Raw genomic sequence first — 22,849 nt, 5'->3', positions numbered from 1 at the left:
TTAAAAGAAAATGCAAATCAGGCACAAGTTATATTTCGGAAACTTGTGCCTGATTTTTACAGTGTTATTTGGAAATTACAGGTGCTTTTGTCCGATATTTTTAGCATTGATATAATTTATGATCATGTCTGCTGCATCGGAAATATCAAGTTTGCCTGTATCAATAGACAGTTGATACTGGTTGGCGTCTTCCCATTCTTTGCCTGTGCAGAATTTGTGGAAAGATGCTCTTTTCTCATCCACTTCCTTTATCAGCTTTGCAGCTTTTTTCTCATTAATACCGTCCCGTTCCATTACACGTTTGATACGGCAGTCTTTATCTGCGTGAAGAAAAACAGTAGTTGCCTCAGGATCATTTGCATAGATCGCTCCTGAACAGCGTCCGATGATTACGGCAGATTTTTGCTGCGTAAGTTCACGTATAAGTTCAAAAGATTTTTCCATCGGATTGCTTTCTCCGTAGCTTACAGCAATGCTGTAGAGCAGGCTGTTTACTGCCTTTTCCTGGAAAAATTCTTTGTTTTCGTCAAGCTTTCCAAGTTTTTTGGCCTCTTCTTCCAGTTTCTTTCTGTCATAGAGTTCCAGTCCAAGTCTGGAAGCCAGTTCTTTTCCTATTTCATGTCCGCCGCTTCCGCACTGTCTTGCTATTGTAATAATCATATCCCATGCCTCCTGTGCAATGATGTCGCATTTATTTACTGTCAAAGTACTTTTTCGGAATTATTATACTCAAAAAAAATCGAAATGTATATGCCAAAATCTACTATAAATTGCCTTCACAAATCCTGATATTCTGGTACTTATGGCAAATTGGTCTGACAAATATTTACTTAATAGAAACATTAGACAAATACTTTATATTGAGATATGATGAGAATTGTGGGAGCTGCTTTGCAGCGGAGTATTTGAAGCAGCTACGATCCATTATGTTGTTGCAAAAATATTCGGACCACTTTTGTTTGGAAGAGGATGGTGCGGATATGCCTGTTGGACAGCTATGGTGTTGGACTTTTTACCATATAAAAAGCCTCAGGCTGCAAGAAAAAAGATAGGTTTCATCCGGTATATTACATTTGCATTTTCGTTCTCTTTCGTGGTGCTACTTTTTCTGAATCACGTAGAGAATATGGAGAAAATCATGTTTATAGCTTTTATCGTGGGGAATATTCTGTATTATATTGTGGGGATTATTCTGGCATTCCTATTCAAAGATAACAGAGCGTTCTGTAAGTATATTTGTCCTGTCATGATCTTTCTGAAACCTATGAGTTATTTCTCTGTAGTCAGAGTTAAGTGTGACAAAGAGAAGTGTATTTCATGTGGAAAATGTAAAAAAGTTTGTCCGATGAATGTTGATATAACCGATAACTCCAGAAAACGGAAAAACGGAACAGAATGTATTTTGTGCATGGAATGTGTCAGAACCTGTCCGAGGAAAGCACTTTGAGCCGAATTTCCTGCAGGATGTACTTTGGTGTCAGCTGTTACTGAGAACGGAGCGAACAGTAGTGTAAGACCTATGTTAAATATAGTTAAACCTCAGTAAAGTCTATTGAACTTTTTTCTCAATGTTTCTATACTCTCCAATGTAATGAACACCCGATCTGTGATCGTGTGATGAAACATTCATTTCTCAGGAGGATTATGAAAAAATGAACAACTTATGGCGAAAAAGTTTTATGGCAGGTATTTTATCAGTTTCACTGACAGCAGGAGCGGTTACTCCGGTATTTGCAAGTGCAGCACCGGACGGAAAAACAGATGCTGCTTCTCTTGCAGGCGGAATGGGAATTTCCCGGAACTGGGAATCCTGGAAAGCAGAGTGGGAAGCTGTTAAGAATGACTGGACTCAGGTTTCACTTACTCCGGGCTCTGACTTTAGCCAGTTAAATTTCGCATGGTATTCTAAAAAAGACAACTCTGACACAGCAGAAAAGAAAGAAGAACAGGCTGCACAGGAGTTCTCCGCTCAGTCAGGTGATGCTTTCAGTGACAGCAGTGAATCTGTCTTTGCAGGAACAGAAGCCCATACTTCAGCAGGTGAAACAGTGGAAGCAGCACAGGCTGAAGAGACAGAATCAAATGCAGCAACAGAAGTAAATATAGCAGAGAAAACTGCAATAGCTGAAGAGGATATAGCATCAGAAGAAAGCATAGCAGCATTTAATGCGGAAGAAGGAGAAAACGTAGCAGCATTTAGTACTTCTGAGAATGACGCAGAGGAATTCGCAGCAGAAGCAAACTCAGATGAGAACCTTCCTGATTTTGATACAGAAAGTGATGAAAGTCGTGCAATTGCTGCAATGGTAGCGGATATCCTTGGAGCACAGGCTGATACAGCTGCGCCGAAACTGATCATCGGTGAAGGCAGAAATATGAAAAATGCAAAAGTGTATGTTGCAGAGCAGACAGATGCAACTACAAATACAAAGACAAATGAGGCATATGTTTCCAATAAAGTAATTGCCACAGGTCTGAGTGCAAATACTGTGTACTATTACAGCTATGAAAAAGAGGATGGAACCTACACAGAACCTGCAGAATATGCTACAAAATCAACAAATAATTACAGCTTTATTTTCGTAGGTGATCCGCAGATCGGATCTTCCAATGAACTGAAAGGCTCTGATACAGCAGAATTTTATCAGGCACAGTCCGATGCGGTCAGAAATGATTCCTTTAACTGGAACACCACATTAAATGAAGCTATGGATAAAACAGGCGGAAATGCAAGCTTCGTGGTATCAGCAGGTGACCAGATTCAGACAACAAAGAAGAAATCTCCGGGAAAAAGTGAAATGACCAGCGAGATTGAGTATACCGGATATTTAAGCCCAGATGTGCTGAAATCCCTTCCTGTTGCAACAACTGTTGGAAACCATGACGCAGATAATGCAAACTACACATATCATTTTAATACACCAAACAGCAGCGACCTGGGTTCTAACGGAGTTGTTGGTGGAGATTATTATTTCACATATGGAAACACTCTGTTTATGATGCTCAATACACAGGATACCAATGCTGCTGAACATAAACAGTTTATGGAACAGGCGATTGCTGCAAATCCAAACTGTACCTGGAGAGTCGTAACTTTACATCAGGATATTTATGGTTCTGCAGAGCATTCCAATGAACCGGAGATTACAAACCTCAGATATACACTGGTACCCTATTTTGAAGCAAATGATGTAGATGTTGTTCTTACAGGACACGATCATGCATATTCCCGTACCCATATTCTTGAGGGCGGACATAAAACTGTAGAATATACGGATGATGAGTTTGATGCAGAACTGGATAAGGATATGGATGCGGGAGAAAATCCGGCTACAAGATATGAAGCACCGGCAAATATTTCCGCAGATTCCAAGGAACCGGCTGATGTGGCTTATCTGAATTATCTGAATGCAGTCATGGATAAGGATGCGGTAGAGGATACAGAAAAGGGTGAGACAGTTGTAAATCCGGATGGTATTCTCTATATGACAGCAAACTCTTCATCAGGAAGCAAGTATTATGATCTTGTACCAAGAATGCAGAGCTATATTGCAAACAGATGGCAGGAAGACGTTCCGACTTATTCTGTTATTGATGTAACAGATAATACATTTACAATCAATACTTATCGTACAGATAATGACCAGAAAATTGATGAAACCTTTACGATTAAAAAAGGTGTGACAGAAGATATTAAATCTGCATCTGTAGGGAAAGTGAAGAATCAGATTTATACAGGAAAACAGATCCAGCCGGCTCTTAAAGTAACTCTGAATGGAAAGACCTTAAAGGCAGGAAAAGACTACACAGTTACCTATACAGATAACAAAAATACAGGTCTGGCAAAAGCAACCATCAATGGAATCGGAAAGTATACAGGAACACAGACAGTAACATTTAAGATTGTGCCAAAGAAAGCAGTGTTAAAAACTGTGAAAGCCGGAAAATCCGGAACAGCCACTGTTACGATCGGAAAAGCAGGTGGAAAAGTTTCCGGCTATGCAATTCAGGTTTCCACAGATTCTTCATTCAAAAAGGTAACTACTTACCGTACAGCAAAAACTACATATACTCTTAAAAATCTGTCCAAAGGAAAAACTTACTATGTAAGAGTAAAAGCATTTACCAAAGTTTCAGACAAGAACGTGTATGGTGCAGCAAGCAAAACAATTAAGGTGAAAGCAAAATAATGTTAAACAAAAATTTCCTTCGGAGAGGGTGCCTGGTGATCACAGGCATCCTTTTCCTCATTTTTCTGATGCAATATAATAAGATCGAAAAAACAGAACTTCTTTCTACAGAGGGCAGAACCTTTGAGAAAGCAGTAGTAACAGAGGTTATTTCAGATAACCTTACAGAAAACGGAAACAGAGTAGGTAATCAGACAGTCAGGCTGCGACTCTGTTCCGGCAAATTTAAGAACGAAAAAGTGGAAGCAATCAGTTCTTCCAGCTATCTGTTTGGTGCAACCTGTAAAAAGGGTATGAAAGTCATTGCACTGGTCAGTGAATCACAGGGTGAAGTCATTGCATCTGTATATAGTGCTGACCGTGAATTTTCCTTATATTTTATGATTGCAGTGTTTCTTCTGGCAATTATCCTGATCGGTGGAAAAAAAGGTGCGGCATCTGTAATGGGGCTGGGCTTTACCATTGTATGTGTGCTGTTTCTGTTTCTTCCGATGATATACAGAGGTGTTTCGCCAATCTTTTCAGCGGTAGTTGTTGCCGTTATAACCACTGTAGTAACAATTTATCTGATTTCCGGAATTTCTGTTAAATCATTAACTGCAATTTCAGGAACTGTAACCGGTGTTGTAATGGCTGTTATATTTGCAGGAATATTTGGAAAAGTAACTCAGATCACAGGTTATAATGTAAGTGATATTGAAGAGTTGATTTACCTGGAAGAGAAAACAGCTATAAAAATAAATGAACTTCTGTTTGCAGGGATCCTGATCGCATCACTGGGAGCAGTAATGGATGTAGGAATGTCTATTGCCTCTACTTTACAGGAAATATACAGCAGACGCCCGGATCTTGGAATGTGGGACTTGTTTAAAAGCGGCATGAATGTTGGAAAAGATATGATGGGAACTATGTCAAATACGCTGATCCTTGCTTTTGCAGGTGGCTCTCTCAACACACTGGTATTTATTTTTGCTTATAATTATTCCTATCATCAGATCATCAATATGTATTCTATTGGAATCGAACTGATGCAGGGGATTTCCGCAAGTATGGGAGTAATCCTTACAGTTCCCTTTACCTCACTGGCAGGAGCCTTCTTTATTTCAGGAAAAGTATTGAAAAAGTGATTCTCGCAGGAGGGATCATAAAACGATGAAAGTAAACAAAGCAGATGAATTCTATAAGATATTAGAGAGAAAAGCCATATATCCGGTGTTTCAGCCAATCGTCAATTTACAGACCGGCAGGGTGTCCGGCTATGAGGCACTCAGCCGTATAGACAGGAGCAGTACGACACTTATGATTTCAGATTTGTTTGTGATCGCTGAACAGTTGGGATGCGTATGGAAATTAGAGAAACTATGCAGAAACAAAGCCTTAAAGGCTGCAGTTGAAAAACCGGAGAAAGTAAAATTATTTCTTAATGTTGATGGCAATATTATTCAGGATAAAGCGTTTATACAGGGATTTACAAATCGTAAGGCTATGAAGGCAGGGGTTCCTGCTTCTGATATTGTATTCGAAATAACAGAGAGATCAGACATAGAAAACTACCAGATATTGCAGCAGATCATGAAACATTATGCAGATCAGGGATATGAGATAGCATTGGATGATGTGGGAGCTGGACATTCAGGACTAAACCGTGTGGTAAATACCACGCCTGATTATCTGAAGGCGGATATAGAATTAGTAAGGGATATCTACAAGTATAAGAAAAAAGAAATCATGATGAAACTCCTGCTGGATTACTGTAATGCAACAGGGGCGATTCTGATCGCAGAAGGGATAGAAACAGCACAGGAGCTGGAATGTCTGCACAGCTTGGGAGTACATTACGGCCAGGGATTTTTCCTCGGAAAACCAGAGCGCGCATTTGGAAATATCAGTGCTGAATCGGAAGAAATATTAGAGCGATTAAATGGGAGAAAGAATATTTTATTTTTGGATATATCAGGCAAATAAGCCATTCATTTTTCTACATTTTTCAACAATAAATCCGAAATTACACCAGTTGATTAATCCCTGAGAGTTGTGTATAATTATAAAAATAAAGTTTTCTAGTACATCGTTTCGTAAATAACTATATCAATCGCGTAGGATGCGGATTCGAGTGTGCTGGTATAAAAACGCAGGCGTAGCGGGCTACGCTGAGGCTTTTAGACCTGTGCAATCGGATTCGCAGACAAGTGAGTGGTATAGTTATTTCGAAAACGATGTACTAGAATTGAGGAGTGGGTTATGGATCGCTTAGCACTTATTTTTGATAAACCAGCAGAAGCCTGGAATGAAGCGCTGCCCCTTGGAAATGGAACCATGGGAGCAATGTCCTATGGAAGATTTCAAAATGAAAGAATAGAATTGAATCTGGATTCGCTTTGGTCTGGAAATGGAAGAAACAAGGAAAATCCCAACAAAAATGTCGACTGGGATCTTTTTAGAAAACACATTTTTGCAGGGGATTACCAGGGAGCAGAGAATTATTGCAAAGAAAATGTGTTAGGAGACTGGACAGAAAGCTATCTGCCTGCAGGAACGCTTTCCATTAATGTGAAAGAACCCATTCAAAATGGAAACAGCTTTTATAGAAGAGAACTGTGCCTGACGAATGCAACTGAAAAAATAGAATTCTGCCAGGATGATTTGATTTATCAAAGAGAATTTTTTGTGAGTATGTCAGAACCAGTGATGGCAATTCATTATCATACTTCTCCAAATTGCAATCTTGAAATGTCAATAACACTGGAAAGTGAAATAAAGCACAAATCTGCTTTTTTTGCAGAAAATGGAATTATATTAGAAGGGCAGGCACCCATTTATGTTGCACCACCTTATTATTCCTGCGAAGTTCCTGTCGTTTATGAAGAGGGGCAGGGAATCCGTTTTGCAATTGGATTATATGTACAAACGAACGGTGGAAATGTATATCAGCAAGCGGATAAGCTTTTTATAAATACTCCAAATGATGTGTATATTTACGTGTCCGGAGTAACTGATTTTAAACAAAAAGAACTCTTTTTTTCAAAAAGAAACTGTATGATGGAAAACATCCAGCACATTCAATATGAAAAGCAAAAAAAGGCGCATATGGATGTATACGCAAATTATTTTGATAGGATGCATCTTGACATTAATTATACACCCGATAATGAACTTGCATTAAAAATGTTTCATTATGCCCGCTATCTGATGATCTGTTCATCTGTACCCGGTTCACAATGTACAAATCTTCAGGGAATCTGGAATCACCATATGCGTGCTCCCTGGAGCAGTAATTATACTGTAAATATTAATACGGAAATGAATTACTGGATAGCAGAAAAAGCAAATTTAAGTGACTGTCATATGCCTTTGCTTGAACTTATAGAACGTACCTCAAAAAAAGGTGAAAAAACAGCTCAGGATGTTTATCATCTGGCTGGCTGGGTAAGCCACCATAATCTGGATATTTGGGGACACTCAAGCCCGGTTGGACAATTTGGACAGGACGAAAATCCCTGTACATATTCCATGTGGCCGATGAGTTCTGGATGGTTATGCTGTCATTTATGGGAACATTACTGCTATACATTGGATGAAGCTTTTTTAAAAAAGAAGGCATTTCCGATTATACAAGGGGCCGTAGAATTTTACCTGGGCTATCTGGTACCTTATAAGGGATATTATGTAACTGCTCCCTCTACTTCACCTGAAAATACATTCCTTGCACCAGATATGACGACACATAGTGTTACGTTTGCGTCAACAATGGATATCAGCATATTGAGAGAACTGTTTGGATTATATTTAAAAGCATGTGAAATTCTGGGAGTAGAAGATTTTACAAATGCAGTCAAAAATGTGCTTCAGAAACTTCCTCCCTATAAAATTGGGAAAGAAGGGCAGCTTCAGGAATGGTTTTATGATTACCCGGAAGCAGATATCAATCACAGACATATTTCTCACCTGTTTGGATTATATCCTGGGAACCAGATTCATAAAGAGAATGAACCTCTTATAGAAGCCTGCAGAACTTCTTTGGAAAGGCGTGGGGATAAGGGAACCGGCTGGTGTATGGCGTGGAAAGCCTGCCTGTGGGCAAAACTTGGAGATGGAAATCATGCCCTGACTTTATTAAAAAATCAGCTTCGCTTAACAAGAGAAGAAGCATGCAGTCTGGTAGGTGGCGGGATATATCCGAATATGCTTTGTGCCCATCCTCCGTTTCAGATTGATGGTAATTTTGGATTTGCTGCTGCTGTGCTGGAAATGCTGGTTCAGTATGAAGAGCAGAAAATTGTTTTTCTTCCGGCATTACCAGATGAATGGAAAGATGGGATGGCAGAAGGCGTGAAAGCGCCTGGTAATATCACACTTAATTTCAAGTGGAAAGAAAAACGGGTTACGGAAATAAATCTGAAATCTCCAATTGATGCGAAACTGGTAATCTTATATAATGGTATGGAAGAAGAAATCGTCCTGAATGCTGGAAGCAGTTATCAGAAGACGCTGATATAAAGAATATATTATGATATATGAAAGGCAGGATATCTTGTGATTATAAGACATCCTGCTGTTTTATATCAGATTACCTGCTTATAGATGAAATCGTTTCCCATATTCAGAAGGTGAAATTCCCATACACTTTTTGAATAATCGACTAAAATAAAGTTGATCGTCAATTCCTACCATAACGGAGATCTCCTTCAGGGAAAAGGTATTCTCCTTTATCAGTGTAGCAGCTTTTCTTATCCGCAGATTGTTTAAGTAGCTGGTAATACTTGTTCCTACTTCGGACTTGAAAACACGGCATAAATAGCTAGTGCTGAGATTGACATTTGCCGAAATGGAGGATAATGTGAGACGGTGCATGTAATTATTTTCTATGTATGTAAGGGTTTTGGCAACATCATTTTTATAATGCCCCTCACTATGAAGAAAGTCCTGATATGTGGTCCTGGCTTCTTCATAATTTTTCAGATTTTCTTTATATGGCATATCTGGTGCAAAGGATTGGTACATGGTAAAACGGTTATACAGCTTTTTTATCAGCTGTTCCACTTTTACTTGACTGCACATTAATTCTTTTTGGGAAAATACTACGAGCGCATTATGGGCACTAAGAACAAGAATGTATGGCTGTAGCACTCCCTGAACAGCATCCAGTATCATATCTCGCAGCAGATTAGCTGATATAGAAAATGCATCATTTGATAAAAATTTTTCAAACGTTACATAGCATACAGCACAGGAATGTTTCATAAATCCAAATTTTTCTGCTCCATATCTTTCAATGAACGAATCGAGAGACTCTTCTCCCTGAAAAAAGGAGAGAAGATGATCGGTTATGGGTTCAGTGATGTCTGTTTTCAGAATGGAATCTTTTCGGTCAGCTGTATTTTGCATTTTTCTTGTGGTTTTGTTCAGACAGGCAAGGAGTGTATCTGGTTGAATTTTGATTTTTAACAGATAGTCTGCAGCACCTAAAAGCAATGCACTTCTTACTGAATCGAAGTCTTCGTAGTTGCTTAGTACCAGTATTTCTCCGGGATATTCTTTTTCCTTCAGAAAACGAATTAGTTCCAGTCCGTCCATTTCAGGCATTTTCAGGTCAGTGATAATGATATCCGGATGATGTTTTTCAATCAGTGGAACAGCCTCAAGACCATTTGATGCTGTTCCACAAATGAAAAAACCATGCTCTTCCCAGGGAAGAATGGAGCGAAGCGCAATTTTTACGATTGGTTCATCGTCAATAATTAATATACTGTACATAAAAGTCCTTTCTGTGGGCAAAAGTGGTTGTGATTTTTAGTTGTTATAATCTTTTGACAGTTCTTGTACATATAGTAAGGGAAGAGTCAGCGTACATGTGGTTCCTTCTCCAGGGTGACTATTGACCTTAAGTCCATATTCCTTTCCAAAATTCAGCTGTATTCGGTCATTTACATTGGTAATTCCAATCTTTTTCCGGTTTGTATGAGGTTCCAGCGCTGCAGGTGTCACTTCAAATCCTTTTCCATTGTCACAGAGTTCTATGATAAGATGATTGTTTTCTTCCCAACAGGTGATTAGAATTTCCATAACGGAGCCGTCATCAGAAGAACCATGCATAACAGAATTTTCTGCAAGGGGCTGCAGGATTAGTTTAGGAACAAGGCAGGAGAGCAGTTCTTCCTCTTCTACGTCAAAAGAGTACTCAAAGCTTCCGGCATACCGGATTCTTAAAATCGCGAAGTAGTTTTCCAGGTTCTCAAGCTCTTCCTGAATGGTTATATACTCGTTTTTATTAGTCAGTGTATTTTGCAAAAGACTGCTGAGAGCCTGGATTCCATCACTTACAATCTGGTCTTTATGCATGGCGGCTACAAAGCGCAGACTGTTTAAAGTGTTGAAAAGAAAATGAGGATTTAACTGATATTGAAGCATCTGTAGCTCCAATTCTCTTTTTTTCTTTTCCTGGCTTTTCTGTTGTTTCATCAGGCTCTCAATGGTATCTGCCATATGATTCATGCTTCCGGAAAGATCGGAAAGTTCGTCTTTGTGGTCATCCTGGATCCGTACGGAAAGATTTCCCTTTGATAATTCCCTGCAAAAATCCAGCATGCTTCTGATGGGGGAGGTAATTCCAGGATACACCATAGCTACAATTCCAATGCAGAGTAGAACAAGGAAGAATGCCACAGCCAGGATTTTCCAAAACATAGTGTTAACTTCAGAATTAATATAATGATATGGCATGGTATATACAAACAGCTGGTTCAGGTTTTTATTGAAAATATAAGTAACCAGCTGTTCTTCGCCATCTTTGTAAATGCTGAAAAAATCTGTTCTGTTTGGAAGTCTTGCTTGAATATTTTTCAGCAGCTTTTTTTCGGTTTTTTGCCCCAGTTGAATACTACGATCCCAGGAAGAAAGGATTGTTCCATCCATATTCAGATACATAATATTGGAAGAGTCAGCCAGACCTACTGGTTCCAGTACTGTTTTGGAAAAAATTTTTTCATCAATGGAAATCAGGGTATAACCAATTACACGACTCTGACTGTATTGTTCATAAATTCTTCTTCCAAGAATCAGGATGTCCCGGTTACGGTAAGTATGTGCGTATGCCCATACATCCTGATTTTCTTCTTCAAGACGACTCAGGATCCTGCTTACATCATCCGAATATAACCCATCATATCCCAAATCATAAAAAATATTCCCATCTGTATCATATACTGTAATGTTTTTTGCCTGTGCAGGATAGATGATTTTACTTCGAATCATATGTTGGATTTCATTGATGGCTTGATTCTTTTCCGTATCTGTCATACCCTTTTTCAGAAGACCGTCCTTGATTTCCTGACTGATGCAGATGGAGCCGCAGAGATACTGATACTTTTCAATCTCACTTACCATATTCAGATTGATCATGGATAAAGTCTGTGAGATGGAAGTGGAAAGTTTTTCCCGAAGCGCTTCTGAAAAAATATGAAACGAATAGAAGCTGATTCCTGTTAATGGTACAATAGAGATCAGGAAAAGCGCTATGATCAGCCTGGTTCTAATACTGAATTTTCGAAATCCCTGATATCGTTGTCTTTTTTCCATGCCGCTGTCCCTCATTTCTAAAAAATAATTCGTACATGGTCCGGTAAAGATGGAAAAAATCGTTCTGATTTTCATGACTGTATCGGATTGTGACAGATTTATTATACAGGAAAAAAACAAGATAATCCATTTAAAATACAAATAGAAAAAGATTGTACATATATGTCGCAAGAAAATCCATATTATATAAAAATAACAGAAAAATGTTCCATATAAAGAATTGTTTTGTGAATTTACCACAAGAAGATTTTTCATTATACTAATATCATCAGGCAAACATAATAAAAGCCAACAAGAAGGAGGAAACAACCTATGAAGAAAAGATTTGCAGCTTCTGCTATGATCCTTGCTATGAGCGCAGCAACAGTACTTTCCCCGCTTACTGCATTTGCAGAGGCAGAAGAACAGGAATTGAACATTGCCATTTTCCAGGGTGGATATGGGGATGCTTACTGGAATCACATGGTGGAGCTTTTTGAAGAAAGCCATGAGGGTGTGAAAGTAAACATGACTATCAGCCCTACAATTGGAGATATCATCCGTCCACAGATTGTAGCTGGAAATGCACCTGATTTTATCTGTCTTAACGATGGTGGTGAGGATGGTGTAATCCTTTCCCTGATCAAAGATCATGCACTTCTCAACCTGGATGATGTTTTTGACGGAGAAAATTATGCTGGAACCGGTACCCTTCGCGATGATATTACAGATGGGATCCTTTCCAGTACAAAGTGTGCACCATACGGAGATGATGAGATCTATCTGGCACCATTCAACAGTGGTCCGCAGGGTCTGATTTACAACAAAACATTCTTTGATGAGAATAATCTGGAAGTGCCGAAGACCTGGGATGAGTTCTTTGCACTTGGTGATAAGGTAAAAGATATTGACGGACGTGCACTTTTCACATATCAGGGAATTTATCCGGGATACATGGAAGAAATGCTCTGGCCGGCAATTGCAAATGAGTGCGGCGAAGAAGCACTTACTAAGATTGCCAATTACGAAGAAGGTTCCTTTAATAATGAGGGTGTGTTAAAGGCTTTAAGTCATATTAAAGAGATTGCAGATAAAGGCTATCTGTTAGAGGGCACTGTTGGTATGAACCATACAGAGTCTCAGACAGAGATGATGCTTGGAAAAGCTGCATTTATCACAAACGGAACCTGGATGGAAAATGAGATGCAGGATGCGCCAAGAGAAGATGGATTTGAATTTGCAATGGCTCCGATCCCGACCGAGAACGCAGACGATGTGCACTATGTATTTGACAGCTGCGAGCAGTTTTCCATTCCGGCAGCTGCCAAGAATCCAGAACTTGCAAAAGAATTTCTTCGTTTCCTGTATAGTGATGAATCTGTATCTGCTTTTGCAGAAGCTTCCGGTGCCCTCTATGCTACCAAGAGTGCCCGTGAAGTAGCAAAAGATAAGCTGTCTACTGCAATCTACAACATGTACGGAATCTACGAAGAGGCAAATGCCTCCTCCCTGATTATGAGCTTCGCAGCAGTTCCGGCTGACTGCAAGGTTAACCCGAAAGATGAGATATTTAATCCGATTACATCTGTTATGAATGATGAAATGACAGTGGAAGAGTGGGCACAGAATGTGGAAGATGCTTTTGCACAGGTTCGTGCTGATATGGAAGCTGCTAACTAAACTTCATATACCAGCCGGATAAAAACGGTAAAGCATGGAAAGGCTGCTACACAGTGTATGCTATGCAGCAGCCTTTTGTAACCCTGAACAGATATATCGCCAATCGGTGATGTCATCCACATTTATTAAATACTTTAAATTTAAAGAGGTGAACAAGCGTGGTAAAGAAGCCCAGATTATTTATAGCCCTGTGTACGCTTCCTGCATTGATTTTAACCATTGTTTTTATGATTGTGCCTATGGTAAATGCCATTTATCTGTCTTTTACCAGTTCCACTGCACTTAGCGTAGGCTTTAACAGCAAATTTGTATTTTTGGATAATTACAAGTATATGTTCCAGGATAAGGATTTTCTTCAGGCACTGTTTAATACTCTTAAGCTGATGCTGGTAATCCCGGCTGTGACCATATTTCTAAGTCTTGTATTTGCATTTATCCTTACTCAGGGACAGCTCAAGGAAAAGTCATTTTACCGGACCATATTCTTTTTCCCAAGTATTGTTTCCATGACTGTAGTTGGTATTGTGTGGTCTTTTGTGTTTAATCCCACAAGAGGAATTCTGAATCATATGCTGGATCTGTTCCATCTCTCCACTTGGAAACACGCATGGCTTGGAGAGGGAAAAACGGCTCTCTGGTGTATCGGTGCAGCCCTGGTGTGGCAGGCTATTGGTTATTATATGGTTATGCATGTGGCTTCCATTGACGGGATTTCCCAGGAGGTTTATGAAGCTGCTTCCATTGACGGTGCAACAGGAGTGCAGAAGTTCTTTAGGATTACCATTCCTCTGCTTCGCAGATCCATTGGAACGACCTATATACTTTCCCTGTCTGGTACTATCAATTTAAGTTTTACTCTGTCCAACGTTATGACAGGCGGTGGACCAAACGGTGCTTCCAGTGTGCTTTTACAGTATATGTATACGCAGGGTATGCGAAACGCTAATTTTGGATATGCCATGGCAATCGCCATGTTTACCCTGATTCTTGCAATTGTGCTTGCAATGATTTCTAAAAAAGTATCATCTGAAAAAGAATAGGAGGGAGACTGATGAAAACTGTAAGAACCTGGTGTATCAGAATCCTGATGATTCTGTTTACCGTTATCTTTTTGTACCCGCTTTTCTGGAACCTGATGTCTGCGTTTAAGACAAATGCAGAATATTTGACAGATCCCTATGCATTGCCCACAGCTTTGAATTTGGATAATTTTGTGGCAGCATGGCAGAAAGCAAATATCGCCGCTTATTTTGGAAATTCCATATTTGTGACTGTGTTTTCCACTGTATTGCTATTGCTTCTGGTTATTCCCATTTCTTATGTACTGGCAAGATACCGTTTTGCGGGCAGCAAACTGATCTCTGCCATTTATATGGCATGTATTTTTCTGCAGGCTACCTACATTATGATTCCTTTGTTTCTGGAATTACAGGCTGTGAATGGATTAAATAACCTGCCGGTACTATGCCTTGTTTATGCAGTTATGCAGTTTCCTTTTTGTATCTTTACTTTACAGGGCTTTATGTCTGCAGTACCCAGAGATTACGAGGAATCTGCAAGAATTGACGGTGCTACTAATATCCAACTGCTATCAAGAGTTATGGTGCCTCTTGCAAAACCCGGAATTGCGACCATTACGATGTTAAGTGCCATGGGCTTCTGGAATGAATATCCATTGGCACTTGTTCTTCTCACGGAAGATGCAAAGAAAACTCTTCCCATCGGAATGGCAAACTTGTTTGAAGTGCAGAAATATGCCACGGACTGGGGTGCACTGTTTGCAGGACTTGTAATTATTATGATTCCAACAATCATTATTTATCTGATTGGACAAAGATATCTGCTTCAGGGAATTGGTGCAGGCGGGTTAAAAGGGTAAAATGAAAGGGGAAATAAAATGCCAACTGATCAGGAATTAATAAAAATAGTTCCCTCCAGCCGCCAGCTTGCCTATCAGGCAACAGAGTTTTATGCGTTCTTTCATTTTGGAATGAATACATATACCAATCGTGAGTGGGGCGATGGAACAGAAACACCACAAATTTTTAATCCTACAGAGTTTGTTGCAGACCAGTGGGTGTCAGCAGCACAAAATGCAGGTATGAAAGGGGTAATCCTTACCTGTAAACACCATGATGGTTTCTGCCTGTGGCCGACCAGATATACCAGCCATAGCGTTGTCTCCAGTCCATGGAAAAATGGAAGGGGAGATGTGGTCTGGGAAGTGTCTGAAGCATGCCGTCGTTATGGGATGAAATTTGGAATTTATCTTTCACCATGGGATCGCAACAAGCCTTGTTACGGAAGCGGAAAAGAATATGATGATTACTATCTGGCACAGCTGACTGAGCTTCTCACCGGTTATGGAGATATTTTTAGTGTCTGGCTAGATGGTGCCTGCGGAGAAGGACCAAATGGAAAAAAACAGATATATGACTGGAAACGCTATTATGAATGTGTCAGAAAATATCAGCCAGACGCATGTATCTGTGTGTGTGGGCCGGATATCAGGTGGTGCGGAAATGAAGCTGGCGATGTAAGAAAATCTGAGTGGAGTGTTGTTCCTGCACGTACAGCACTTGCAGAGAGTGTACAGGAAAGAAGCCAGCAGACCGATGATAAGGAATTTAGAATGCGCCGGATCACCAGCGACATGGAAGATCTTGGAAGCAGAAGAGCGCTTGAAGGTGAAACGAATCTGATCTGGTATCCGGCAGAAGTAAATACTTCTATAAGACCTGGATGGTTTTATCATCCAGAAGAAGATGATCAGGTGAAAAGTCTGGAGGAGCTGATCTATATCTATATTGGGGCTGTTGGAGGAAATGCAACCTTTTTGTTAAATATTCCACCTATGCCAAACGGGCTTCTTCATGAAAATGATGTTAAACGTCTGGAAGAATTTGGAAGTTGGAAAAAGAAATCTTTTACTCATAATTTAATGAGTACAGCACATATTTTTTCAGAAAATGAAGATCCGACGCATCCGGTTTCTGATTTGACAGATGATACTTCAGAAACCTGGTTTCAGCCTGAAAGCAGCGAACTGCCAGTAGAAATAACCATTTGTCTGGACGGTTCATACAACTTAGGGTATCTGGTATTAAAAGAGGCTGTCTGCTATAGTCAGAGAGTGGAAAAATTTGAGATATTTGTTAAAGAGGGGGAAATATGGAACAGTATTTACACAGGAACGGTAATTGGTTATAAGAAGATCATTTCTGTTAAGGGGCAAAAAGCCCAGAAAGTGAAAATTGTTTTACATGATTTCCGTGTACTTCCGCTGCTCTCATTTGTTGGAATTTATCCTGAAAGTCTTTAATAGGGAAAGCATTCTTTCTCATAATATCTTAAGGTAGAAACAAGAAGATATTATTAGAAAACCATTGAACCTGCTTGAAAGAGAGAACATTCAAAGCAAAATTGCCAATTGGTTTGGAATAGATTTTTCCAAACTGTAGATTGTTTTTATAAGTAATCTTGGAACTAATGCAGGAGTCATGGTGCAAATGGACAATGTTCGCAGAAAGCACTTGTCTTTTAGAAAGGCTCGTATTAAAATGCTTGTCAGTGATCAGGTTGCAGAAACTTGCGATGCCTGCGACCGGACGGAGGACCTAAGGGTCCTCCATTTTTTTATATACGCAGATTTTTATAGCGATAGAAAAAGCATTAAAACCGATAAAACCATTTTTGAACTATGAAGAATAGATTAGAAATCTCATTGCGCGAAAAGGGATGATTATTGTTGACCGTGAGTTCACTGCGTCTAAATTAAAAGATATCAGTTATTTTGCCCTGATAGATGGGTACAAAAATCTGTTTTACAATCCCATGAGTTAGAAACGATTTTTGACCATAACACAGTTAAAATTAATCAAAAAATCAATCGCAAATTTTTACGATTGCATTGACAGTGATTCTCCTTATCTATATATTATTGCAGTAGGAACAACTTATCAAGTACTCGGAAATAACTAACTTGGTAATAAAATTTTTACTGGAGGTTATCAGAAATGACAGAAAGAGAAAAAATGATAAGTGGAGAGTTATATGATCCAACGGATAAAGAATTGGAACAATTTTTAATTTCACCTGCTTGGATGTATGTGAAGTACATATAGGAGATAATGTGATGATTGGTCCAAATGTCACATTGGCAACTCCCATGCACCCATTTTTACCTGAAGAACGTAATAGCAGAAAAAGAGAAGATGGAAGCTTTTATAATCTTGAATAGGCGAAACCAATTACTATAAAAGATAATTGCTGGCTGGCATCCAATGTGGTTGTTTGTGGTGGTGTTACCATAGGAGAGGAATGTGTAATAGGAGCAGGAAGTGTTGTGACAAGGGATATTCCTCCATATAGTCTGGCTGCTGGAAATCCATGCCGGGTTATTCGCAAAATAACTGAAAAAGATCATATGGAATAAGATAATTACAATCAATATTTAGTGTATTATGACAACAACCGTTATCAGTGGAAAAGGTGAGGGAATCGGTTATGAGCAAGTAGCGAAGCGGATTACGAATATCCGCTTGAATGATAAGATTTAATATAAGGCTATTGCACTGAGTAATTAGTGCAATAGCCTTTTTGCCAAAATAAGTTAGTTTTAACTGGTTGTATTACGGCGAATCAATACCGGAGCAATCTGTTTATGGACAGGCTTTTCCAGTGGTTTAGGGGAACGTTTTTTTTGTTCTTCCATCTGTTGAACCAGAAGCTCCATGGCAGTTTGTGCAATAATATCAATCTGCTGACCAACGGTTGTGATTGGGAGAATTGCCTCACTGGCAATGGGAGAATTATCAAATCCTATGATTTCATAGAAAGAGGGTAATTCTCGGTATTTCTGGAAAATCAGGTTAAGAAACATGTTTGCATAAGTATCGTTGGAAAGGAAAATACCTTTTTTTTGATTGGGATATTTCTCTTCTATTCTTGTAAAAATGCGTCTTATTTCATTTAAAATTTCCTGATAAGAATTACCGCTTACACTTAGATCAATATCATAAGGAACCTGATATTCTTCACAGGTTTCCTTAAATGCGCGAATACGGTCGTAAGCAGGAACTGTTTTCTCAACATTGACATTGATGTGGATCAGTATATCACATTTATCACGGATCAGCAGAGTGGTAGCCTGAAGCGCACCCATATAGTTGTCAGTGGTAACACTGCTGATATATTCCGCTTCACGTTCAATGGCAACGATGGGAATCTGATAGGAGGATAATTGTTTTGATGACAGCGTATGACTTAAAACAATGAGACCTTCAATCTGATAGGATAGGAGCTCTTCAATATATTGCTGTTCTTCTTCAGCCCCATGTTCACTGCTAAAGACGAGAAATTTGTAGTGATAATCACTGTAGCTGGACAGCAGTTGTGTCAGCATTTCAGAATAATAATGCAGATAAAGATTCGGAATAATGATTCCGATAAATTCACTTTTTCCATTCGCCAGAACTTTTGCAAGTTTATTTTTTTTATAGCCAAGGATATCAAGGGCCTGAGAAATTTTTTCCTGATTTTCAAGTGTAAGGGAATCAGGATGATTGAAATATCTTGATATTGTAGTTTTTGAAAAATGGGTATATGCTGCAATATCTGCAAATGTCACCTGTTTTTTTGACATGAAACTTATTCTCCTTATAAATAAATGCAAATATTTTTTTTAGTATAGCAATTATTATACAAAAAGGCAATATTAAAATAACCGATTACGTAACCGGTTATTTTAATGAAGAAAAGTGTTGACAGAGAGTGTGTGATGTAGTAACATCAGATTATAAAGTAACCGGTTACTTAACCGGTTCCATGAACAATGTATGAAAGGAATGGAGGAAAAAGTGCATGAAAACAGTGCAGAACCAAGCAAAGCCCGTAAGCAAGCAGACGTGGAGAAATAAGGTTACGTATGTGAAGAAAAACTGGCAGTTATATCTTTTTTTCTTAATGCCGGGACTTTTACTGACAATCATTTTTAAGTATCTTCCGATGGGAGGGCTTTTGATTGCGTTTGAAGATTATAATGTAATCAAGGGAGTACTTGGAAGTCCATGGGTTGGACTTGAATATTTCAGACGTTTTTTATCATCACCGGATTTTATGAACTATCTGATGAATACATTAAAGCTGAGTATCTATGGATTATTATGGGGATTTCCGGTTCCGATTATTCTGGCATTACTTATGAATCGTATTCAAAAAACAGGGATCAAGAAAAAAGTACAGCTTCTGATCTATATGCCGAATTTTATATCTGTAATAGTACTTTGTGGTATGGTTCGTATGCTGTTATCACCGGTAGGACCTTTGAACAGGCTGCTTGGGATTAGCACAAACTGGATGACAATGCCATCTGCTTTCCGTACTATTTATATAGCAAGTGGAATCTGGCAGACTGCAGGCTGGGCATCTATTATGTATACTGCAGCATTATCTAATGCGAGCAAAGAGTTGGAAGAAGCGGCAGTTATGGATGGTGCAAACCTTTTGCAGCAGATCTGGTACGTGGAGCTTCCGGCGATTAAGAACATTATTGTAATTCAGTTTATCCTGCAGGCAGGAAATATTATGAGCATTGGATTTGAGAAGGCATATGCATTGCAGACAGATATGAACCTGCCGGCATCAGAAATTTTATCTACATATGTATATCGCATCGGTCTTTTGAACGGTGATTATGGTTATTCTACGGCAGTAGGTCTGTTTAATTCAGTTGTAAATGTAATTCTGTTGATTTTTGTAAACTGGGTTGTAAAGAAGCTGAATGATGGAGAGGGATTATAGGAGGAAGAGAAGATGGAGAAAAAGAAGAGAAAATATTCAAGGACAGATCGTCTGATCCTTGGAATTGGATTCACGATTCTTGGACTGTTTGTACTTTCTATTGCGATTCCAATTATATATGTAGTGCTTGCATCTTTTATGGATCCTACTGTTTTGAATAATCAGGGACTGAGCTCTGATATTAAGGACTGGACTTTGGATGCTTATAGAAGAGTACTGGAGAATGAGATGATCTGGCGCGGATTTTTGAATTCTTTTCTGTATTCATTTGTATTTACAGTGATCTCAGTTTTTGTAACATTACTGGCAGCCTTTCCTCTGTCTAAAAAAGAATTTGTGGGAAGAAAATTTTTTAATCTGATTTTTCTGATCACAATGTTTTTTGGGGGAGGAATGATTCCAACATTTATTTTGATCAATCAGCTGCATATGGTAAATACAGTATGGGCGGTTTTGATTCCGGGAGCATTTAACGTTTGGAATATGATTCTTGCAAGAACTTATTATCAGTCAATTCCGGCAGAATTAAGAGAAGCATCTGCAATTGACGGTGCTAATGAAATTCAGCATTTTTTCAAAATTATGATGCCGGTATGTAAACCGATCATTGCAGTACTGGCACTGTGGTCATTTGTCGGAATGTGGAATAGCTACTTTGATGCGATGATTTATTTGAACGATGCAAATCTTCAGCCACTGCAGCTGGTACTGCGTTCAATCCTGGTGCAGAATACTCCACAGCCGGGAATGATTGCAGATATCCAAAGCACAGCAGAGATGGCAAAGGTAGCAGAACAGTTGAAATATGCAACAATTGTAGTATCAAGTTTACCACTTTTAGTGATGTATCCATTCTTCCAGAAATATTTTGATAAAGGAATTATGGTTGGATCGGTAAAAGGCTAAAGAAAGGAATGATACAGATATGAAGAAAAACAGAGTAAGAAGTTTGCTTGCACTTGGACTTTCTTTAACAATGATGGTAAGTATAATGGGGTGTGGAAAACAGCAGAGGCTTGATGCTGAGATTAATCCGGATACACCGGTATCGGATGTACAGTTTCCATTGAAAGAAACAGAGGAGCTTTCTTTTATTACCAGTGCACCGGCCACTTCAACACAGGATCCAAATAAAAGAGTGATTTTCCAGAGAATGGAAGAACAGACAAATGTTCATATTGACTGGACCTGCTTTGTATCAGATCAGTTTTCAGATAAAAAGAATCTGGCGTTGGCTCAGTTTGGAAATCTGCCGGATGGACTGTTTAATGCAGGCATGAGTGATTATGATCTGTTGCGTTATGCAAAGCAGGGAATAATTATTCCGCTGGAAAATCTGATTGACAAATATATGCCAAACCTTCAGGCTGTATTTGAAAAATACCCGGAATACAGAACCATGTGTACAGCACCGGATGGACATATTTACTCTTTTCCGTGGATTGAACAGCTTGGTTCCGGAAAAGAAGCAATTCAGGCCATTGGAGATATTCCTTATATTAATAAGAAATGGCTTGATTATCTTGGTCTTGAGATTCCAACCACAACAGATGAACTGGAGCAGGTACTGATTCAATTTCGAGATCATGCAGATGATCTGAAACAAGAGTTTTCCATTGAAGGTGATGTAATACCGATGTCATTTATTATTAATAACGGAGATCAGGATCCTTCAATCTTAATAAATGGATTCGGAGATGGTTATGGGGACACAGGAGATCATTTTGCTGTAACAGATGAAGGTAAGGTGATTTATACAACGGTTCAGGAAGGATACAAAGAAGGTATCAAATGGCTGCATAAACTTGTGACAGAGAATCTGATCGATCCGGAAGCATTTACACAGGAATGGTCTACTTATGTTGCAAAAGGAAAGAATCACCGTTATGGACTTTGCTTCACATGGGATATTGCTAATATAGACAACAATACGGATTATGTGATGCTTCCGGCACTGACCGGACCGGATGGAATGAGAAATATCACCAGACAGAACAACAGTGAGACCAGCGGTTTTGACAGAGGAAGATGTGTGCTTACTACCAGCTGCCGTAACACGGCACTTGCTGCCGCATGGATCGATCAGATGTATGCACCCCTTCAGTCTCCGCAAAATAACTGGGGAACCTATGGAGAGAAGGATTCCTTTAATATTTTTGAGCTGTCTGTAAACAAAGATGGCGAAAAAATGTTAAAGCATATGGACTTAGGAGATCAGTCACCGGTGGAAGTACGTGAAGCGCAATCTGTAAATGGTCCTCTCGCTATATTAAATGAATATTATGACGTATATGTAACACAGCCGGAAGATGCGAAATGGCGTCTGGATAATATGCATGAGACATATTTACAGGATATGAACAGCAAATATGTTTATCCTAATGTATTTATGAGTATTGATGATACAAACAAAGTGTCACAGTATGATACAGATATTAAGAAATATGCAGAACAGAAGAAAGCAGATTGGATCCTGAACGGAGGAATTGATGAAGAATGGGATTCTTATCTGAAAAAAATGGAGAAGTACGGGCTTTCCGATTACCTTTCAATCAAGCAAAAATATTTTGACCAGTATCAGGATTCATTAAGCAGTGAAAAATAAGAGAAGATATCATTTTGAC

17 protein-coding genes and 2 pseudogenes are annotated in these 22,849 nt (G+C 39.1%); 15 read left to right on the top strand and 4 right to left on the bottom strand.

Features of this window, described 5'->3' with window-relative positions:
* Nucleotides 1-75: 75 nt before the first annotated feature.
* Nucleotides 76-660: a cytidylate kinase-like family protein gene (locus LI074_RS05185; RefSeq protein ID WP_022381336.1), complete on the bottom strand. Its 585-nt coding sequence runs from the start codon at nucleotides 658-660 to the stop codon at nucleotides 76-78.
* Nucleotides 661-880: 220 nt separating this feature from the next.
* On the opposite strand from LI074_RS05185, the pseudogene LI074_RS05180 reads away from it, so the two are divergent.
* From LI074_RS05180 to LI074_RS05160, 5 genes and pseudogenes are all read left to right on the top strand, one after another.
* Nucleotides 881-1,447: pseudogene (locus LI074_RS05180) on the top strand (4Fe-4S binding protein); the annotation flags it as partial.
* A gap of 205 nt (nucleotides 1,448-1,652) precedes the next feature.
* Nucleotides 1,653-4,190 carry a metallophosphoesterase gene (locus LI074_RS05175; protein WP_226852672.1) on the top strand — a complete coding sequence of 846 codons (2,538 nt, stop codon included), beginning with the start codon at nucleotides 1,653-1,655 and terminating at the stop codon, nucleotides 4,188-4,190.
* The gene (locus LI074_RS05170; RefSeq protein ID WP_118408653.1) at nucleotides 4,190-5,317 is read left to right on the top strand and encodes a YibE/F family protein; all 1,128 of its coding nucleotides are present in this window, start codon (nucleotides 4,190-4,192) and stop codon (nucleotides 5,315-5,317) included. The genes LI074_RS05175 and LI074_RS05170 overlap by 1 nt, the downstream gene beginning before the upstream one ends.
* A 25-nt stretch (nucleotides 5,318-5,342) precedes the next feature.
* A complete protein-coding gene (locus tag LI074_RS05165) occupies nucleotides 5,343-6,155 on the top strand; it encodes an EAL domain-containing protein (protein WP_118408651.1) in 813 nt (270 codons plus the stop codon).
* A 276-nt stretch (nucleotides 6,156-6,431) separates the two neighbouring features.
* The gene (locus LI074_RS05160; RefSeq protein ID WP_173697820.1) at nucleotides 6,432-8,687 is read left to right on the top strand and encodes a glycoside hydrolase family 95 protein; all 2,256 of its coding nucleotides are present in this window, start codon (nucleotides 6,432-6,434) and stop codon (nucleotides 8,685-8,687) included.
* A 78-nt stretch (nucleotides 8,688-8,765) separates the two neighbouring features.
* On the opposite strand, the gene LI074_RS05155 is transcribed toward LI074_RS05160, so the two are convergent.
* Together LI074_RS05155 and LI074_RS05150 are read right to left on the bottom strand one after the other, a co-directional pair.
* Nucleotides 8,766-9,944, bottom strand: coding sequence for a response regulator transcription factor (locus tag LI074_RS05155; RefSeq protein ID WP_173697819.1), 1,179 nt, complete (start codon nucleotides 9,942-9,944; stop codon nucleotides 8,766-8,768).
* A 36-nt stretch (nucleotides 9,945-9,980) separates the two neighbouring features.
* Nucleotides 9,981-11,765, bottom strand: a complete 1,785-nt coding sequence (locus LI074_RS05150; protein ID WP_008706711.1) for a cache domain-containing sensor histidine kinase — start codon at nucleotides 11,763-11,765, stop codon at nucleotides 9,981-9,983.
* A 312-nt stretch (nucleotides 11,766-12,077) separates the two neighbouring features.
* On the opposite strand from LI074_RS05150, the gene LI074_RS05145 reads away from it, so the two are divergent.
* The 7 genes and pseudogenes from LI074_RS05145 (at nucleotide 12,078) to LI074_RS18105 (ending at nucleotide 17,859) form a co-directional block, all read left to right on the top strand.
* On the top strand, nucleotides 12,078-13,424 hold the full coding sequence (locus LI074_RS05145; protein WP_173697818.1) for a carbohydrate ABC transporter substrate-binding protein: 1,347 nt from the start codon (nucleotides 12,078-12,080) through the stop codon (nucleotides 13,422-13,424).
* Between the two features lie 158 nt (nucleotides 13,425-13,582).
* Nucleotides 13,583-14,464 carry a carbohydrate ABC transporter permease gene (locus LI074_RS05140; protein ID WP_055058441.1) on the top strand — a complete coding sequence of 294 codons (882 nt, stop codon included), beginning with the start codon at nucleotides 13,583-13,585 and terminating at the stop codon, nucleotides 14,462-14,464.
* An 11-nt stretch (nucleotides 14,465-14,475) separates the two neighbouring features.
* Nucleotides 14,476-15,303: a carbohydrate ABC transporter permease gene (locus LI074_RS05135; protein WP_022380663.1), complete on the top strand. Its 828-nt coding sequence runs from the start codon at nucleotides 14,476-14,478 to the stop codon at nucleotides 15,301-15,303.
* 18 nt (nucleotides 15,304-15,321) lie between these two features.
* Nucleotides 15,322-16,746 carry an alpha-L-fucosidase gene (locus LI074_RS05130; RefSeq protein ID WP_008706707.1) on the top strand — a complete coding sequence of 475 codons (1,425 nt, stop codon included), beginning with the start codon at nucleotides 15,322-15,324 and terminating at the stop codon, nucleotides 16,744-16,746.
* Between the two features lie 37 nt (nucleotides 16,747-16,783).
* Nucleotides 16,784-16,882: pseudogene (locus LI074_RS17765) on the top strand (LysR family transcriptional regulator); the annotation flags it as partial.
* 558 nt (nucleotides 16,883-17,440) lie between these two features.
* On the top strand, nucleotides 17,441-17,548 hold the full coding sequence (locus tag LI074_RS18110) for a maltose acetyltransferase domain-containing protein (RefSeq protein ID WP_173698679.1): 108 nt from the start codon (nucleotides 17,441-17,443) through the stop codon (nucleotides 17,546-17,548).
* A 161-nt stretch (nucleotides 17,549-17,709) separates the two neighbouring features.
* Nucleotides 17,710-17,859 carry a hypothetical protein gene (locus LI074_RS18105; protein WP_330597643.1) on the top strand — a complete coding sequence of 50 codons (150 nt, stop codon included), beginning with the start codon at nucleotides 17,710-17,712 and terminating at the stop codon, nucleotides 17,857-17,859.
* A gap of 183 nt (nucleotides 17,860-18,042) precedes the next feature.
* Here the strand turns inward: LI074_RS18105 and LI074_RS05120 are convergent, their stop codons facing one another.
* Nucleotides 18,043-19,068: a LacI family DNA-binding transcriptional regulator gene (locus LI074_RS05120; protein ID WP_173697817.1), complete on the bottom strand. Its 1,026-nt coding sequence runs from the start codon at nucleotides 19,066-19,068 to the stop codon at nucleotides 18,043-18,045.
* 218 nt (nucleotides 19,069-19,286) lie between these two features.
* On the opposite strand from LI074_RS05120, the gene LI074_RS05115 reads away from it, so the two are divergent.
* From LI074_RS05115 to LI074_RS05105, 3 genes are read left to right on the top strand one after another with little or no spacing between them, the layout of a single operon-like run.
* On the top strand, nucleotides 19,287-20,225 hold the full coding sequence (locus tag LI074_RS05115; protein ID WP_008706704.1) for an ABC transporter permease: 939 nt from the start codon (nucleotides 19,287-19,289) through the stop codon (nucleotides 20,223-20,225).
* 12 nt (nucleotides 20,226-20,237) lie between these two features.
* On the top strand, nucleotides 20,238-21,131 hold the full coding sequence (locus LI074_RS05110) for a carbohydrate ABC transporter permease (RefSeq protein ID WP_022380668.1): 894 nt from the start codon (nucleotides 20,238-20,240) through the stop codon (nucleotides 21,129-21,131).
* A gap of 19 nt (nucleotides 21,132-21,150) precedes the next feature.
* Nucleotides 21,151-22,830: an ABC transporter substrate-binding protein gene (locus tag LI074_RS05105; RefSeq protein ID WP_022380669.1), complete on the top strand. Its 1,680-nt coding sequence runs from the start codon at nucleotides 21,151-21,153 to the stop codon at nucleotides 22,828-22,830.
* Nucleotides 22,831-22,849 lie beyond the last annotated feature (19 nt).

The sequence above is a fragment of the Blautia sp. MSK18_10 genome, from assembly GCF_020553185.1.
Taxonomy (GTDB): domain Bacteria; phylum Bacillota; class Clostridia; order Lachnospirales; family Lachnospiraceae; genus Blautia_A; species Blautia_A wexlerae.
The sequence above is the reverse complement of the archived record's forward strand: the minus strand, read 5'-3'. Positions and strand labels throughout refer to the sequence as shown.

Bases quoted from the DNA above. Each gene is read 5' to 3' on its own strand.
- LI074_RS05155 (WP_173697819.1), bottom strand. From the start codon at position 9,944: ATGTACAGTATATTAATTATTGACGATGAACCAATCGTAAAAATTGCG.
- LI074_RS05135 (WP_022380663.1), top strand. From the start codon at position 14,476: ATGAAAACTGTAAGAACCTGGTGTATCAGAATCCTGATGATTCTGTTT.
- LI074_RS05120 (WP_173697817.1), bottom strand. From the start codon at position 19,068: ATGTCAAAAAAACAGGTGACATTTGCAGATATTGCAGCATATACCCAT.
- LI074_RS05110 (WP_022380668.1), top strand. From the start codon at position 20,238: ATGGAGAAAAAGAAGAGAAAATATTCAAGGACAGATCGTCTGATCCTT.
- LI074_RS18110 (WP_173698679.1), top strand. From the start codon at position 17,441: ATGACAGAAAGAGAAAAAATGATAAGTGGAGAGTTATATGATCCAACG.
- LI074_RS05145 (WP_173697818.1), top strand. From the start codon at position 12,078: ATGAAGAAAAGATTTGCAGCTTCTGCTATGATCCTTGCTATGAGCGCA.
- LI074_RS05105 (WP_022380669.1), top strand. From the start codon at position 21,151: ATGAAGAAAAACAGAGTAAGAAGTTTGCTTGCACTTGGACTTTCTTTA.
- LI074_RS05160 (WP_173697820.1), top strand. From the start codon at position 6,432: ATGGATCGCTTAGCACTTATTTTTGATAAACCAGCAGAAGCCTGGAAT.
- LI074_RS05170 (WP_118408653.1), top strand. From the start codon at position 4,190: ATGTTAAACAAAAATTTCCTTCGGAGAGGGTGCCTGGTGATCACAGGC.
- LI074_RS05175 (WP_226852672.1), top strand. From the start codon at position 1,653: ATGAACAACTTATGGCGAAAAAGTTTTATGGCAGGTATTTTATCAGTT.
- LI074_RS05115 (WP_008706704.1), top strand. From the start codon at position 19,287: ATGAAAACAGTGCAGAACCAAGCAAAGCCCGTAAGCAAGCAGACGTGG.
- LI074_RS05130 (WP_008706707.1), top strand. From the start codon at position 15,322: ATGCCAACTGATCAGGAATTAATAAAAATAGTTCCCTCCAGCCGCCAG.
- LI074_RS05165 (WP_118408651.1), top strand. From the start codon at position 5,343: ATGAAAGTAAACAAAGCAGATGAATTCTATAAGATATTAGAGAGAAAA.
- LI074_RS05150 (WP_008706711.1), bottom strand. From the start codon at position 11,765: ATGGAAAAAAGACAACGATATCAGGGATTTCGAAAATTCAGTATTAGA.
- LI074_RS05185 (WP_022381336.1), bottom strand. From the start codon at position 660: ATGATTATTACAATAGCAAGACAGTGCGGAAGCGGCGGACATGAAATA.